Below are 15334 nucleotides of genomic sequence, written 5' to 3' on the forward strand. Positions count from 1 at the left end.
CCTGTTCCATGGTCGGGGGGTGATGGCGCATGAGCGGACTGCGCGTGGTGCCGGACCGGCGGCAGGGCCGGGAGCGGTTGTACGTCTGTCTCCAGGACGGCAGGAACATCGCCTGGTACGACCGGGCGGCGGCCCGGGTCAACCTGCTCAGCGAGGACCGCAGACAGGACGTCCTGGAGGTGCTGGAGCCCTTCCTGACCGGCGCGGTGAGCGTGGGCCCGCCGCCCGTCCCGACGCCCGCCGAGCTGGCCCGGCTCTCCCTGCACCCGGACGACGACCTGGCCCCGAACCGCCCCGGCGAGGCGCTGCTGGTGGACCTCGACCGGGACCCGGGTCCGGCTCGGCGGCTGCGTCCCGACCCGCGGCGCCGGGCCCTGCTGGCCGAGCAGACGGTCGGCGAGGTGCTGGACGGCCTGGACGGCGCCGGCTGGCACGTCCTGCACTCGGTCCCGCTGCCCGGCGGCGACCGGATCCACCACCTGCTGATCGGACCGGCCGGGATCTTCGCCCTGCACAGCCTGTACGCCCGCAAGCAGCGCGTCCTGGTGACCGACCCGCTGGTCGCGCTCGGCCGCCGCGAGGCGCACCCGGTGCTGCGCCGGGTCCGCTCCGACGCCGACCGCGCCTCGTACGCCCTGACCGCTGAGGTCCGCCCGGTGCTCGTCCTGGTGGACCCGGCGGACGTCACCGTCACCGTCCGGCCCCGCGAGCTGCGCGTCCTTAGGGACTCGGAGGTCGCGGCGCTGGCCCGGCTCGGCGGGGTGCTGAAACCGGCGGACGCCGAGGCCCTGCACGCGCTGGCCCGCGACCGGAACACCTGGCTGCGGGTGTGAGGGGCGGCGGCCCCCGTCAGGGCAGCTCCGCGGCGCGTGCCGGGTCCAGCAGCGGAGCCATCAGGTCGCCGAAATCCTTCAGCCGCGCCGCGACGTCCTGGGCCCGGAAGGCCAGCCGCTCCGGCTGCCGGCAGTCCGCCACCTCGTCCCAGGTGACCGGCGCGGACACCGTCGGCTCGGCCCGTGCCCGCAGCGTGTAGGGCGCGGCCGTGGTCTTGCTGCCCGCGTTCTGGCTCCAGTCGACGAACACCTTCCCCGGCCGCAGACTCCGGGTCATCCGGTGCACCACCAGCCGCGGCAGCGCCCGCTCCGCCTCCACGGCGACCCCCTTCGCGTACTCCGAGGCCCGCTCCGACGAGGCCCCGCGGACCGCGGCGAGCAGATGCAGCCCCTTCGCCCCGGAGGTCTTCGCGTACGCCTCGACCCCGTCCGCCGCCAGCCGCTCCCGCAGCCACAGCGCGACCTCGCAGCAGTGCACCACCGTCGCCGGGGCGCCCGGGTCCAGGTCGAACACCAGCCGGTCGGCCCGCTCGGGGGCCCCGATCAGCCACTGGGGGGTGTGGAACTCGGCGACGAGGTTGGCCGCCCACATCAGCGAGGGCAGGTTCTGCACCAGCACCATCCGGGCGGGCCCCTCCGACCGGGGCACCTCGGCGGTCGTCACCCACTCGGGCGTGCCCGGTGGCACGTTCTTGGCGAAGAACACCTGCCCGTCCGGCCCGTCCGGATAGCGCAGGAACGACGCCGGCCGGTCGCGGAGGTGGGGGAGCAGCGCCGCGGACGTGGTCGCGTAGTAGTGCAGCAGCTCGCCCTTGGTGAAGCCGTCCGCCGGGTACAGCACCTTCTCCAGGTTGCTGAGCGCGACCCGTCGCCCCTCCACCTCTGTGATCGGCGTCATAGGATGACAATCTCAGATATCTGCCGCCATAACACCAGGAAAGCCTGGAATTGGAAGGAAGGGTGTGGAACGTGCGATCCATTTGGAACGGCGCCATCTCCTTCGGTCTCGTCAGCATCCCGATCAAGCTGGTGAACGCCACCGAGAGCCACTCGATCTCCTTCCGCCAGATCCACACCGAGGACGGCGGTCGCATCCGCTACCGCAAGTTCTGCGAACTGGAGGACCGCGAGGTGAGCGGCGCGGAGATCGGCAAGGCGTACGAGGACGCGGACGGCTCCGTCGTCCCGATCTCCGACGACGACCTCGCCCACCTGCCGATCCCGACCGCCCGCACGATCGACATCGTGGCCTTCGTCCCGGCCGACCGGATCGACCCGCTCCAGATGGGCTCGGCGTACTACCTCGCGGCCGGCGGCGCCGCGGCGGCCAAGCCGTACACGCTGCTGCGCGAGGCGCTCAAGCGCAGCAACAAGGTCGCCATCGCCAAGTACGCCCTGCGCGGCCGGGAGCGGCTGGGCATGCTGCGGGTGGTGGGGGACGCCATCGCCATGCACGGGCTGCTGTGGCCGGACGAGGTCCGCGCCCCCGAGGGCGTCGCCCCGGAGGCGGACGTCACGGTCCGCGACAAGGAACTCGACCTCGCGGACGCCCTGATGGACACCCTCGGTGAGGTCGACCTGGCCGATCTCCACGACGAGTACCGGGAGGCCCTGGAGGAGGTCGTCGCCGCGAAGGCGGCCGGTGAATCACCCCCCGAGACGCCCGTTCCGGCCACCGGCGGCAAGGTGCTCGACCTGATGGCCGCGCTGGAGAACAGCGTCCGGGCGGCCAAGGAGTCGCGGGGCGAGGAGGCGGCGGAGCCGGCGGCGCGGGCGGCGGCCGGCGGGCCGGAGGAGCACGCCGAGGTCACCTCGCTGCCACGGCGCCGCACCGGCCGCGCGGCCCCGAAGGAGACGGGCGCCCGGAAGACGACGGCCGCCGCGAAGAAGACGGCGGCGAAGAAGACCGCCTCCGCCGGGAAGAAAACGGCGGCCAAGTCCGCCCGGACCAAGAAGACGACGGAGAAGGCGACCGCCAAGACCGCGTCCGCGGACGCGACGGCGGGCAAGAAGACGGCGGCGAAGAAGACCGCCGCGACCCGCAGGCGCACCGCCTGAGCCGGGCCGCGACCCGCGGGCACGTCCTCCGAGCCGCCCCGTGCCCGGAGTCCCTGCCGGTGCGCCTCTCGGGCCGGACGCCCGCCGTCAGGACCCGTCCCCCGTGTCCGCCTGCACCTCCTCGTACTGCCCGAGGAACCGCGGCGCGCCGTTCGTCACCCGCCACAGGAACAGGCCCGGGGTCACCTGCACCGCGCCGGTGTCCGAGCTGAAGGCGAAGGCCCTGGTGACGCCGTGGTATTTCAGCGCGCGCAGCCGGTGGGCCAGGCTGCCGGTGTCCAGCTGACCCGTGCCCATCGCGGTCAGCGCCGCCACGAGGAGACCGGCCACGTCGTACGCCTCCGCTGCGCCCCGCCCGACCTCCTGGACGCCGTACCGCCGCCGGAACGAACTGACGAAACCTGCCGCTGACTTCATCCGCGCCGGGTCCACGAACGTCGTGGCGACGACCCAGCCCTCCGCCGCCGCGCCCGCCGCGTCCAGGAAGCCGGGGTCGCCGGCGCCGAGGACCGGTTCGGTCGCCGCGGGCGTGCCGGTGAACCCGGCCGCCCGCAGCGCGCGGGCGCAGGTGGCGGCCCGCCGCGGCGAACTGCCGCAGTAGACGACGGCCTGCGACCGGGCCGCCTGGGCGGCCACCGGACCGAAGTCGTCGGTGTCCGCGGCCACCGGATACGTGCTGACCGAACCGGCGGACGACAGCGGCGGCGTCAGTGCCTGGACGATCTGCCAGCTGTACTCGGCCGTGGCCCGGTCGTCGATCAGCGCGGTACGGGTGGCCCGGCTGACGGTGCTGAGGTAGTGGACGAGCGGGGGGCCCATCGCGTAGTCGGGCGCCCTGACCTGGAACACGGCCGGCTCGGTGACCGAGTTCATGCCGTACAGGGTGTAGGCGCCCGCCCACGCGGTCAGCATCGGCACGAGGGCGCCGTTGTAGGTGTCCCGGACCGCGAGCGCGGTGGCGTCGGACGTCGGCCCGACCACCGCGCCCGTCTCGCCCGCCGCGACCAGCCGCTTGGCCAGCTCCTTGGCCCGGTCCGTCTCGCCGCGGTCGTCGAGGGCGGTGACGGCCAGGTCGTAGCGGCGGTCCGCGCGTGCGTTGTGCTGCTCGGCGGCGAGCCGCACACCCCGCTCGACCGCGCTGCCGAGCGCCTTGCCGGGGCCCGTCAGGTCGGCGTGCACGGCGACGGTGCGGGTGGGCCGGGGACCGTCCGCGCCCGCCCCGGCCCGCCGGCCGGCCAGCCAGGCGGCGCCGCCGCCCACGGCCAGCACACCCGCCGTCGAGGCGCCCAGCAGCAGGAGACGCCGCCGTCCGCAGGCGGGTCGCTCCTGAGCTGCGGGCTCCCGCGGTGCGACCTCCGGTGGTGCGGGCCGCTCCGGCTCCGGCAGGTTCAGGACCTGCGCCGAACGTTCGGCGATCACCGCGGGCAGACCGGGCGGCAGCCAGTCGTCGGCGTCGGACCCGGACCCGCCCAGGTCCGCGCGCAGCCGAGGCACCGTCGGCCGGTCGGCCGGGGCCTTGGCGAGGCAGCGGGCGATCAGCGTGCGCAGCGCGTCGTCCGGGACGTCGTCGAGATCGGGTGGCTCGTGGATGGTGCGGTACAGCGCGCCCGCCGCGCCGCCACCGCCGAACGGCGGCCGCCCGCTCGCCGCGTAGGCGAGCAGGCAGCCCAGCGAGAACACGTCGCTGGGCGCGCCCACCTCCTCCTCGCGGGCCCGGGCCTGCTCGGGCGAGAGATAGCCGGGGGTGCCGACGATCACGTCCGACGCGGTCAGCGCGGTGGCGCCGCTCGCCCGGGCGATGCCGAAGTCGATCAGGCGGGGGCCGTCGAGGGCGAGCAGGACGTTCCCGGGTTTGACGTCACGGTGCACGAGCCCGGCCGCGTGCACGGCGGCGAGCGCGTCCGCGAGCCGGGCACCGAGTGCCCGCACGGTGTCCGGGGGCAGCGGCCCGTACCCGCCGACCGTCTCGGCGAGCGAGGGCCCGGGGACGAAGGCGGTGGCGATCCAGGGCGCGGGGGCCTCCGGGTCGGCGGCCGTGACGGGCGTCGTCCAGCGGTCGTCGACCCGGGCGGCGGCAGCGGCCTCGCGGCGGAACCGGGCCCGGAAGCCGGGGTCGGCGGCGTGCTCGGCGCGGATCACCTTGACGGCGGCCAGCGCGCCGCCGGCGGAACGGCCGAGGTAGACGACGCCCATGCCGCCCATTCCGATCCGGGCCAGCAGGCGGTACCCGCCGACCGACTCCGGGTCGGCGGCGGTCAGCGGCCGCATCGCCACCGGGCCCCCGCCCGCGACGCCGTCACGCCGTCCTCGGCTGTGGTGCCTGGTCCGGGGCCGGGCCCAGATAGTGGAAGGTGCCGTCGAGGACCTGGTGCACGAAGCTGGCCGGCGTCTTCAGCGTCGGCGGGCTCCCGTCCGCGGCGGCGAACGCGAAGTCGCGGGTGATGCCCTGGTACTGGGCCTTCCCCAGCGGGCCGATGAGCGCCTTGCGGGCAGGGCGCTTGCCCGCCGTCGCGGTGAGCTGCCGGATCAGCAGGTTCGCCGCGTCGTAGCCCTCGGCGGCCCAGAAGCCGGGGCCGCGTCCGTACCGTTCGCGGAAGGTCTGGGCGAAGGAGCGGACGTCCGTCGCGCCCGGCCCGATCGCGCTCGCCACCACCGTCCACCCGGCGGCGGCCGGTTCGGCGGCGAACCGGGCGTCGAGGGCGGGTTCGGCCGCGTACTTCGGCCCGTCGAACCCGGCCATGCCCCGCGCCGCCCGGATCGCCCCGTCGACCGGACCCGCGTACACGAACGCCTCGATGCCCGCGGACCGCATGTCGGCCAGTACGCCGGTGAGATCGGTGGTGCCGGCCGGCACCACCCGCGGATACGTCGTGCCGCGGTACTGCCGGACGAGGAAGTTGACCATCTGGATGGTCATCCAGGAGACGTCGGCGCCGCCGCGGTCCAGCAGCACACCGACCGGACTGGCCGCGCTGGTCGTCTCCAGGTGGAAGGCGAGCTTCATGGCGACCACGCTGTGCAGCGGCCGGCCGCGCACGAAGGAACGGATGTTCTGTACGAGGTTCAGTCCGGCGGACATGCCGAGCACGGGCAGCAGGGCCGCGTCGTAGACGGGCAGGGCGGCCTGGGTGGTCGCGTCGGTGCCCGACCCGATCACCGCCAGGACGTCGGTGTCGTCGACGAGCCGCTGGGCCGCCGCCGCGGCACGATCGGCCCGGCCCTCGTCGTCGGACGACGTCAACCGCAGGGTGAACGGCCGGTCGGCGCGGGCGTTGAACTCCTCCACCGCGATCCGGGCGCCCTCCTGCTGTGCCTGCCCGGCCGCCTTGCCGGGGCCGCTGAGGTCGGCCTGCATCCCGATCGCCCAGCCGGGCCCGGCCGCCGCCTGCCGCCCGCCGCCGCGCAGCGCGGCCCAGGCCGCGGCACCGCCGCCGAGCGCGAGGACGGCCACGCCCCCGGAGACGACGGCGAGGAACCGGCGCCGGGACGGGTCGCCCTCGCGCACCGGTCCCTCGATGATCGTGGCCCCGATCTCGGGCAGCGACAGCATCTCCGCGGACCGGTCGGCGACCATGCGGACGACGCCGGCCGGCAGCCAGTCCGCGGTCCCGGACGGCACGTCCTCCACCAGGGCGGCGTCGAGACCGTCCGGCGTGGGCCGCTCGGCCGGGTCCTTGGCGAGGCAGCGCCGCAGGACGGCGGCCAACTCCTCGTCCAGGCCCTCGAGATCGGGCTCGTCGTGGACGGTCCGGTAGAGCAGCGCGTCCACCGCGCCGGCGCCGAACGGCGGCCGGCCCGTCGCCGCGTACGCCAGCACACAGCCCAGCGAGAACACGTCGCTCGCCGGACCGAGCCGGTCGCCGCCCGCGGCCTGCTCGGGGGAGAGGAAGCCCGGGGTGCCGACGATCACGTCCGACGCGGTCAGCGCGGTCGCGTCGCTCGCCCGCGCGATGCCGAAGTCGATCAGTCGCGGGCCGTCGGCGGCGAGCAGGATGTTGCCCGGCTTCACGTCCCGGTGGACCAGCCCGGCCTCGTGCACGGCGGCCAGCGCGCGGGCCAGCGCCTTCCCCAGGACCCGCACCGCCCGCGCGGGCAGCGGCCCGTGCCGGCCGACGGCCTCGGCGAGCGACGGGCCGGGCTCGAAGACCGTCGCCAGCCAGGGCTGTGCGGCGTCCGGATCGGCGCCGGTGACCTTGACCACCCACGGGGAGTCCACCCGCCGGGCGGCGTCCGCCTCGCGGCGGAACCGGGCCCGGAAGTCGTCGTCGTGCGCGTACTCGGCCTGGATCACCTTGACGGCGGCGAGCGCCCCCGAGCCGGCGCGGCCGAGGTAGACGACGCCCATGCCGCCCTCGCCGAGCCGGGCCAGCAGCCGGTGCCCGCCCAGGAACGAGGGGTCACCCGGGCGCAGGGAACGGTCGATCACTTGGGGTCCCCCAGTTCGCCGCGCACCGCGGTCTCCATGGCGGCGACGGCCCGCGCCTGCGCGGTCAGCAGGTCGCCCTGCGCGTACCCCGTGCCGCCCTGGACGGCGACGGCTATGGTCACCGGTCCGAGCCGGACCTGGTCCCAGAAGTAGTTCATGTCCCCCTTGCCGATCTCGGGATTGCGGTACTGGCCCACCTCCAGCAGGACGTCGTCGGCCGAGGTGTTCCCGTTCGTTCCGTAGCCGGAGCCGATCGAGGTGAGACCGATGATCCGTTCGTCGGCGCGCAACTGCTGGTCGGGACAGCGCAGCGCCTCCTCAAGGGTCTCGGACATCTCCAGGTCGGCCTGGGCGGTGGTGCGGTGCACGGTGACGGTCGCGGCGGTGCGCACCTCGCCCTTGCCGCCGGCGGCCGGGAGCCGGGCGTAGCGGGTGAGGCTGCCGAGCACGTCGGCGGGGAGCGTCCGCCGCTGCCAGACGCAGTCGGTGGCGAGGACCGGCCAGTCGGCCGGATCGCTCTCGTACGGGGTGCGCCGCTCGTAGCCGGGCCCGTAGCTGTCGGGGCCCGCGGTGACGGCGCGCAGCAGTCGCACGGCCTGCGACCGGTTCGCGGGCAGCAGCGCCGGATCGGCCTTGAAGCGCGCGTCCCCGGCGGCCTGCTGCCCGGATCCGGCACCGCTCCCGGACCCCGCGGAGGCCGCCCCGGACCCGGCCGTCGTGCCGTCGGTCGCGGCCGAGGTGGCGGCACGGGGAGTGGTCCGCGGTCCGGCCGCGTCGTTCCCGCCGCCCGAGCACCCCACCAGCAGCGCCGCGCAGACGATCACCACGGCGGACCCCTGTCTTCCGCGCCCGAGCGCTCCTGCGTACGTCACGATCCTCCGTCCCACGCCGTCCTCCCGCCCGCACCGGACACCGGTACGCGGCGGCGGACATCGATCAACTCATCTTTGCGCATGGGGAGATGGAGATGCGACGGGCCGCCCGAGTCGGCCCTCTCACACCGCTGGGAACCGGCCCGTCCGGTCAGCACCGTTCTGCGGGGATCCGGGGCTGCGGAGATCCGGGCTGCGGAGACCAGGAGGTCAGTGAAGTCAGGCGGCTCAGGGCCGGGCGGCGTGGTCCTCCGGAGCGGGCGGCGTCGCGGCGCCGTGTGCCGGTTTGCGCCAGGTTCTGATCTCGGTCGCCGGCAGGCACTCGGTGAAAAGGCCGCCGGGTGACGCCTGCCGCAGCACCGCCCGGAGGTCCCGCTCGAACTCCGCCAGCCGGCCCTCGAAGAGGTGCGGTGCGGCGGAGGACCGGGAGAACACCCACGCCACGATGTCGTCCGCGGTGCGCTCGACCACCGCTCCGCCCGGGACGACGTGCCGGGCGGGCGCCTCGAACCCGGCCCGCGCGAGCACCAGGTCCTCGCGTCCCGGAGTGCCGTCCGGCAGCGTCCCCCGGCCCGCCCGGCGCACCGGCCCCAGATACCGCCGCACCAGCGCGTGGATCTCCGCGGCGGGTGGGGCGGGATGCGCGGGCGACGGCGGCCGTGGCGGTGGAACCGACTCCCCGGACGCGTCCTTGAGGTCGCTCACGACGACGAACGCGCCGCCCGGCTCCAGCATCCCGAAGACGGCTTCGGCGACCCGGTCCCGGTCGGTCCAGTGGAAGGACTGCGCGAACACGGCGGCGCGGAAACCGCCGAGGCCGGCCGGCAGATCCTCGGCCCGGACGGCCACCCACCGCGCGTTGGCCACCCCGCGGTGTTCGGCCGCGCGCCGCGCCTCGGCCAGCATGTCCGCGTCGGGGTCGACGCCGACGGCCTCCTCGACGAACGGCGCCACGGCCAGCAGCACCGTGCCCGGCCCGCAGCCCACGTCGAGCAGCCGGCCCCGCCCGTCCAGACCGAGGGCGGCGGCCAGGGCCGCGGCGAAGCCCGGGGCGTACGGCAGCCGGCCGCGCTCGTAGAAGGCCGCACTGCCGCGGAACAGCGTGCTGTCCCACTGCCATCCCTCGGGCATCCCCGTTCCCTTTCCGTCCTTGTGCCGAAGCAGGCGAAGCATACGGAAAGGCACCGCCCGGCAGCCGACCTTTTCCCCCAGGAAGGGCCGAGGCATCGGCCAGGGGGCGTCGGGCTGCCGGGCGGTGCCGACCGCGTCCGTCACCGGACGCTCGTCGTCAGGCGATCACGCGGTGCTTGCGGCGGAGCGTGAAGTACGTGCCCGTGGCGCCGGCGGCCAGCAGCCCGCCCACACCGAGGTACACCGGAAGGGTGGCACCGGAGGTGCCGGTGGTCGCGGCCGTGTTCTGCATCGGGCCCGCGTCGATGCTCGTGGCGACCGGGGCGACGGCGCGGATGGGGCCGACGGACTTGACGGAGCCGTCCGAGTTCAGCAGCACCTGCTTGTCGTTGGAGTGCCGGAAGTCGAACATGCCGTTCAGGGAGCCGGCGGTGGCGTCGAACGAGTGGTCGCCGATCCGGCCCGTGCTCCAGTTGTCCTCGATGAAGCGGGTGATGGAGGACTGGTCGGTCAGGGTGTGGTCGACCTTGTTGACCTTGCTGTACGGGGAGATCACGAGCAGCGGCTGACGGGTGCCGGGACCGCAGCGGTCGGCGTAGCCGCCGGACGCCTTCGGGCCGTTCTGGCACGCCTTGCTGTCGGTGGACTGGCCGTTGGAGCCCAGCGAGGTGTCCGTGGAACCGTTGCGCGGAGCGACGTAGGCGTGGTCGTACCAGCCGTCGGAGTCGTCGTAGGCGACGACGATCGCGGTGGACTTCCACTGCGGCGAGCTCTGGATGGTGTTGATCTCGTTGACCAGGAAGTGCTGCTCGTCGGTCGGGTCCGAGTAGCCGGCGTGGCCGTCCTGGTACTCACCGGCCTTGAGGAAGCTGACGGCCGGGAGCTTGCCCGCCTTCGCGACCGCGTCGAAGTCGCTCAGGTCGTAGTTGTGGTTGGCCTGACCGCTGTGGCCGATCTCGTCCACGTTCTTCGGCGGCAGGTGGTGCGGGTTGGCCGTCGACTTGTAGTACGAGAAGGGGTTGTGGTGCGGGCTGTAGTCGGCCACGGACGCGCCACCGAGGTTGGTGTGCGTGGTGTCGCACTTGGCGTAGTCGGTGCCCTTGCCGTCCCAGGCCGTGGACGGGCGGAAGCCGCCCTGGAACCAGCCCCAGCTGACGTCCTTCTTGTTCAGCAGGTCACCGATGTTCTGGCCCTGCATCGAGGCCAGCGCGCTGGTGGACTTGTGGTCGCTGTCGGAGCAGTCGTCGTAGGCCGGGTCCGGGTCGTTGATGACCGTGCCGACACCCTTCGCGTCGGGCGACTTGACCGCGTACGAGTCCGGCGTCGAGGTCTGCTTGGGGTTCTCGGTGCCGGTGGACGGGTCCATGGAGACCACGCCGTGCGTCTGGCCCGAGACCAGGTTCAGCGCGCCGGGCGTGGAGGGGCCGTAGACCGAGCTGTAGGAGCGGTCGTTCAGCGTGTACTGCTGGGCGTAGTTCCACAGCGCGGTGACGGTGTTGCCGTCGTAGTAGTCCATCACCAGGCCGGGCTCACCGAACAGGCCGCCGCTGCACTTGTCGACCTCGGTGTTCTCCACGTACTTGTCGGCCTTGCCGCCGTCGGCGGCCAGCTGCTCGGCACCGTAGGAGTGGTTCTGGTCGCAGGTCATGGCCTGGGACGGGGAGAGCCGCTTGGGCGCGTACTGGTTCGGGTTCTTCGTCAGCAGCCCGGCGTGCGCCAGGGTGTCGATGTCCTTCGGGGTCTTCTTCGCCGCCGTGAACTTCGTGCCGTCGGTGTTGGCGGCCTTCGGGTACGTGGCGAAGTAGTGGTCGAAGGAGACGTTCTCGTCGAAGAGCACGACCACGTGCTTGATCGGGGTGGTCGTCGAGGAGTGGTCCTGGTGGTTGCCGTGGCCGTGGCCGGCCGGCACCGCGGCCCAGGTGGGCGCGGTTCCGCCGAGGACGGCGAGAGCGGCGGCTCCCACCAGCGCCCCCAGACTCCTGATCGTTGTTCTGCTTGCCTTGCTGGCCATGCTCGTTCACCCTCCGGGCGAATATTCAGTGAGCTGTACGGCCACGCATGTTTCGCCGCCCGGACGGCATGTCGGCGGAAGCGTGGTGGCGGCCGGGTGAACAAGGGGTCAGGGAAAATGGGCCGAACTTTGACCGCTTATTGACTGGTCGAGCGTCGAAGTTGTCTGCATCGAGTCAGGTGAGCAGGGCGCGTCCGTACCAGTCCGCCGCGTCCCGCACACCGGGCAGCGCATAGAAATAGCCACCGCCGAACGGTGAGATGTAGTCGGTGAGGGGTTCGCCCGCCAGCCGCTTCTGCACGGTCTCGAACTGCCGGACGACGTCCTGCTGGTAGCAGCAGAACAGCAGGCCCATGTCGAGGTTGCCGTTGCTGTCCGTGCCCAGGTCGTAGTTGTACGGGCGGCGCAGGATCCGCTGGTCGGTGGTGGCCGCGGTACGGGGGTTGGCGAGCCGTATGTGCGCGTCGAGGGGGATGACGTCGCCCTTGGGGTCGGCCGCGAAGTCGGGGGTGTCGTGCTCCGCTTCGCCGTCCAGGGGAGCGCCGGACTCGCGGGACCGGCCGAACATCCGCTCCTGCTCGCTCAGCGAGACCCGGTCCCAGAACTCCACCAGCATGCGGATGAGCCGCACCACCTGGTAGCTGCCGCCGACCGCCCAGTCGGGTTCGCCCGCGCCCTTGCCGACCCACACCAGGCCGTCCATCTCCCGGGCGGTGGTCCCCGGGTTGGCCGTGCCGTCCTTGAAACCCAGCAGGTTGCGCGGGGTGCCGGAGGGGCGGGGCGGGCTGCTGAAGCCGTCCAGGCGCCAGCGGACCTGCATGCCGCCGCGGGTGTGCCGGGCGATGTCGCGCAGGGCGTGCAGCACGGTGTCGCTGTCGTCGGCGTGCAGATGCAGGCTGAGGTCGCCGTGGCACCATTCGGGGCGCAGGTCGTCGTCCGGGAAGGCGGGCATGGCGGTCAGCCGGCGCGGCTTCTGTTTCGTCAGCCCGAACCGGTCGTCGAACAGCGAGGCGCCGACGCCGACGGTCACCGCCAGCGCGCCGGACGGCAGCCGCTCGCCGAGGATGCCCGAGTCGCTGGGCGGGGCGGTGATGCCCACCGGCGCGGGGGTGCCGCCGGAGGTCAGGAACCGGGCCCGGTCGGTGAGGGTGCGCAGCACGTCGGTCAGCTCGGACCGGCTCTGCGCGGTCAGGTCGAAGGAGACGAACACGCTGGTCCGGCGCGGCGGCGCGATCACGGACTGCTGGTGGACGCCGTGGAACGCGACGACGGGGGACGCCCCGGTCCCGGCGGTGGCGTCGGACGCGGTCGCCGGGACGGCCGCGGCGGCGCCCCCCGCGGCCAGCCCCGCACCCGCGAGCGCCGCCCCGCGCAGGAACCGGCGCCGGCCGACTCCGTCCGTACCCTCGGCCGTACTCACACCGTCCTCCGCGGATCGCACAGGGTCGCCACCGACGCCAGCCGCTCCACCAGGTCGCCCAGGACCGCGTCGACGTCCTCGCGCTGCGTACGGCTCAGCCGGTCCAGCGGGGTCCACTCGCCGCCGTGCCGGAAACCGTCCAGGGTGTGCCCGGCACGGTCCAGCTCACTGTCCAGACCGGACAGATCGGCGTACCGGGTGGTGAGCAGGGGGCGCAGCCGGGACAGGACCTGACGGGTGCCGTCCAGGTTGGCACCGGCGGTGGCCAGATTGCTGCCGCTGCCGTAGTCGGTGCGGCCGGTCAGCTCGAACTGCACGGTGTTCTCCAGGATCTCGTGCGCCCGCAGGCCCAGCTGGGCCGGGTCCATCCGGGCCTGCGCCCAGCTGTCCCGCAGCCCCGCGACCGCCTTCACCAGAGCGGCGGCCGGAGCGCGCAGCCCGGCGGCGGACTCGCCGTGCCACAGGCCGTACTCGATGCGGTGGAAGCCGGCGAAGTCCTTGTCGTGCACCCCATCGGGCAGCCCCGCGTCGGTGCCGTTGATCTGCGCGTCCGCGTCACCGAAGGCGTCGTACGCCGCGCCCAGCCGCTCGTACTCCAGGTGCGCGGGCAGCCAGGCCGTCCGTGCCGCGGACAGGTCCCCCCGGTCGATGGCGTCCTGGAGCCTCGTCGTCAGCCGCACCACGTCGGCGAGCCCGCTGCCCACCCACTTCTGGTAGGCGAGCGCCGGCGGAATCAGATCGTGCTCGGTGACCGGGGCCGCCGACGGGCCGCCGCGGCCCGCGGCGATGCGGACGGTCGGCCCGGTCACGGCGTCGGCGTCGTCGGGGATGCACTTGAAGGCGTACGCACCCTTGCCGACCCGGACGGTCAGCTCCCGTGTCGTTCCGGGGCCGATGTCCTCCACCTCGCCGTAGACGGCCTGGCTCTGCGGATCCTCCAGGAACACCTCGGCGGAGCCCCCGGTCGTGTTGTGCAGGTCGAACACCTGGACACCGGGCGCGGGCGCGTCCCAGCCACGGCCGCAGTCGCCCGACGACACCTCGACGGTGGTGTGCGGCAGACCGCCGGAGTCCGCGTGGGCCGGCCGTGATCCGTGCGTGACGGCCAGCACCCCGGCCACCAGGCACACCAGGACGACACCCGCGACGCCCCACACACGCCACGACCTCCACCTGAGGCCGGACAACACCATCCGGAGCCTCCCGGGGTCGTACCGTACGTCGATCACGTCATGCTAGGCAGCGGATCGCACGCGAACGGCCGTCCAAAGAATCCCATGACCAAGAGTTCCCTCCTGATTCACCGGACGTCCAGTGACCGGGACCACAGGGCGCGGCCGCTGGTGGGCGGGGGTGCGGTGGCCCGGTGGCCCGGTGGCCCGGTGGCCCGGTGGCCCGGTGGCCCGGTGGTGAGGTGGCCCGGTGGCCCTGTGGTGCGGTGGCCCCGTGGCGCCGGCTGCCGGTTCCTGACTGTCCGTCAGTATCGGGAGAACCGGCGGGCCGCTTCCGGTTCGTCCTCGTACGTGGACTCTCCCGCCTCGGCACGGGCGGCTGCCGCGGCCGTGGCGGCCGCCCGGACGAAGGCGGCGACCGCCGGTGCGTGGGCGTCCTGCGGCCAGGCCATGGCCAGCACGGCGGGCTCCTGGTCGACCACCGGCCGGAAGGCGATCTCGGGCCGTGGGTAGCGCCGGGCGACCGAGGCGGGGACGAAGCAGACGATGCTGCCGAGTTCGACGAGCCGGAAGATCTGCGGCAGGTCCGAGACGCTGTGCGCGCTGTCGGTGGTGTCCGTGGTGTGCGCGGTGCTCGTGGTGGAGATGCCGGGCCCGGGTGCGTCGGGCTGCTGGTGGGTCGCGGCCCAGTCGTGCGCGTCGAGGACCGGGCCCTGGTCGGCGGGGTACCCGCCGGGCAGGCTCCGGCCCGCCAACTCGGCCAGCCGCAGGGACGGCCGGGCGGCGAGCGGGTCGGTGGCCGCCAGGGCGATCACGAAGGGCTCGGTGAGCAGTGGCTCGGAGTCCAGGCCGCGGTCGTCGAAGGGGGCGAGCATCAGTGCGGTGTCGGCGCGGCCGTCGCGCAGCGCCTGTGCCTGTTCGCCGATGCGGCCGAGGACCAGGGTGACCGGAAGGGCCTCCGCCGCCGTGGCGTACGCCTCAAGGATCCGGTGCAGCAGACCGCCGTCGATGTCGGCCTTGAGCGCGAGACGCAGCTGGGGTGCGGGCTCGCCGGCGTGCCGGGCCCGGCGGCCGGCGGCGCTGACCGCTTCGAGCGCGGTCCTGGCCTCCCGCAGCAGGACCTCTCCGGCCGGTGTGAGCGCGACCTGGCGGGTGCTGCGGGTGAGCAGGTGCACACCGAGTCCGCGCTCCAGCTCCCGTATCGCACGGGACAGCGGCGGCTGCGCCATGCCGAGCCGGTCGGCCGCGCGCCCGAAGTGCAGTTCTTCGGCGACCGCGACGAAATACCGGAGCTGCCGCGTCTCCAACTCACTCATACCCACAGGGTATCAACGGTGCTCGGATCGGTCCTTAAGATCCACCGCCAGGCCGGGTTGACTGGCCGCGATCCGCCGCCCGCGGACGTCCGGCA

11 protein-coding genes are annotated in these 15334 nt (G+C 73.9%); 2 read left to right on the forward strand and 9 right to left on the reverse strand.

Annotated elements, in window-relative coordinates:
- The first annotated feature begins 29 nt into the window (after nucleotides 1-29).
- The gene (locus tag ACFY2B_RS27095) at nucleotides 30-833 is read left to right on the forward strand and encodes an NERD domain-containing protein (RefSeq protein WP_390765673.1); all 804 of its coding nucleotides are present in this window, start codon (nucleotides 30-32) and stop codon (nucleotides 831-833) included.
- Nucleotides 834-849: 16 nt separating this feature from the next.
- Here the strand turns inward: ACFY2B_RS27095 and ligD are convergent, their stop codons facing one another.
- A complete protein-coding gene (ligD, locus tag ACFY2B_RS27100; protein ID WP_390765674.1) occupies nucleotides 850-1731 on the reverse strand; it encodes a non-homologous end-joining DNA ligase in 882 nt (293 codons plus the stop codon).
- Between the two features lie 71 nt (nucleotides 1732-1802).
- On the opposite strand from ligD, the gene ACFY2B_RS27105 reads away from it, so the two are divergent.
- Nucleotides 1803-2891: a Ku protein gene (locus ACFY2B_RS27105; RefSeq protein ID WP_390765675.1), complete on the forward strand. Its 1089-nt coding sequence runs from the start codon at nucleotides 1803-1805 to the stop codon at nucleotides 2889-2891.
- Nucleotides 2892-2978: 87 nt separating this feature from the next.
- On the opposite strand, the gene ACFY2B_RS27110 is transcribed toward ACFY2B_RS27105, so the two are convergent.
- From ACFY2B_RS27110 to ACFY2B_RS27145, 8 genes are all read right to left on the reverse strand, one after another.
- Nucleotides 2979-5159 (reverse strand): bifunctional serine/threonine-protein kinase/ABC transporter substrate-binding protein, encoded by a 2181-nt coding sequence (locus tag ACFY2B_RS27110; protein WP_390765780.1) that lies wholly within the window; start codon nucleotides 5157-5159, stop codon nucleotides 2979-2981.
- A gap of 28 nt (nucleotides 5160-5187) precedes the next feature.
- Nucleotides 5188-7314: a bifunctional serine/threonine-protein kinase/ABC transporter substrate-binding protein gene (locus tag ACFY2B_RS27115; protein WP_390765781.1), complete on the reverse strand. Its 2127-nt coding sequence runs from the start codon at nucleotides 7312-7314 to the stop codon at nucleotides 5188-5190.
- Nucleotides 7314-8189, reverse strand: a complete 876-nt coding sequence (locus ACFY2B_RS27120) for a hypothetical protein (protein ID WP_390765676.1) — start codon at nucleotides 8187-8189, stop codon at nucleotides 7314-7316. The genes ACFY2B_RS27115 and ACFY2B_RS27120 overlap by 1 nt, the downstream gene beginning before the upstream one ends.
- Nucleotides 8190-8417: 228 nt before the next feature.
- The gene (locus tag ACFY2B_RS27125; protein ID WP_390765677.1) at nucleotides 8418-9320 is read right to left on the reverse strand and encodes a class I SAM-dependent methyltransferase; all 903 of its coding nucleotides are present in this window, start codon (nucleotides 9318-9320) and stop codon (nucleotides 8418-8420) included.
- Nucleotides 9321-9477: 157 nt separating this feature from the next.
- The gene (locus ACFY2B_RS27130; RefSeq protein ID WP_390765678.1) at nucleotides 9478-11331 is read right to left on the reverse strand and encodes a phospholipase C; all 1854 of its coding nucleotides are present in this window, start codon (nucleotides 11329-11331) and stop codon (nucleotides 9478-9480) included.
- Between the two features lie 175 nt (nucleotides 11332-11506).
- The gene (gene efeB, locus ACFY2B_RS27135) at nucleotides 11507-12751 is read right to left on the reverse strand and encodes an iron uptake transporter deferrochelatase/peroxidase subunit (protein WP_390765679.1); all 1245 of its coding nucleotides are present in this window, start codon (nucleotides 12749-12751) and stop codon (nucleotides 11507-11509) included.
- Nucleotides 12748-13944, reverse strand: a complete 1197-nt coding sequence (locus ACFY2B_RS27140) for an EfeM/EfeO family lipoprotein (protein WP_390765680.1) — start codon at nucleotides 13942-13944, stop codon at nucleotides 12748-12750. Before ACFY2B_RS27140 ends, efeB begins: the two co-directional genes overlap by 4 nt.
- 284 nt (nucleotides 13945-14228) lie before the next feature.
- Nucleotides 14229-15239 carry a LysR family transcriptional regulator gene (locus ACFY2B_RS27145; RefSeq protein ID WP_390765681.1) on the reverse strand — a complete coding sequence of 337 codons (1011 nt, stop codon included), beginning with the start codon at nucleotides 15237-15239 and terminating at the stop codon, nucleotides 14229-14231.
- Nucleotides 15240-15334 lie beyond the last annotated feature (95 nt).

Origin of the sequence: Streptomyces sp. NPDC001270 (genome assembly GCF_042896695.1) — a bacterium.
Taxonomy (GTDB): Bacteria; Actinomycetota; Actinomycetes; order Streptomycetales; family Streptomycetaceae; genus Streptomyces.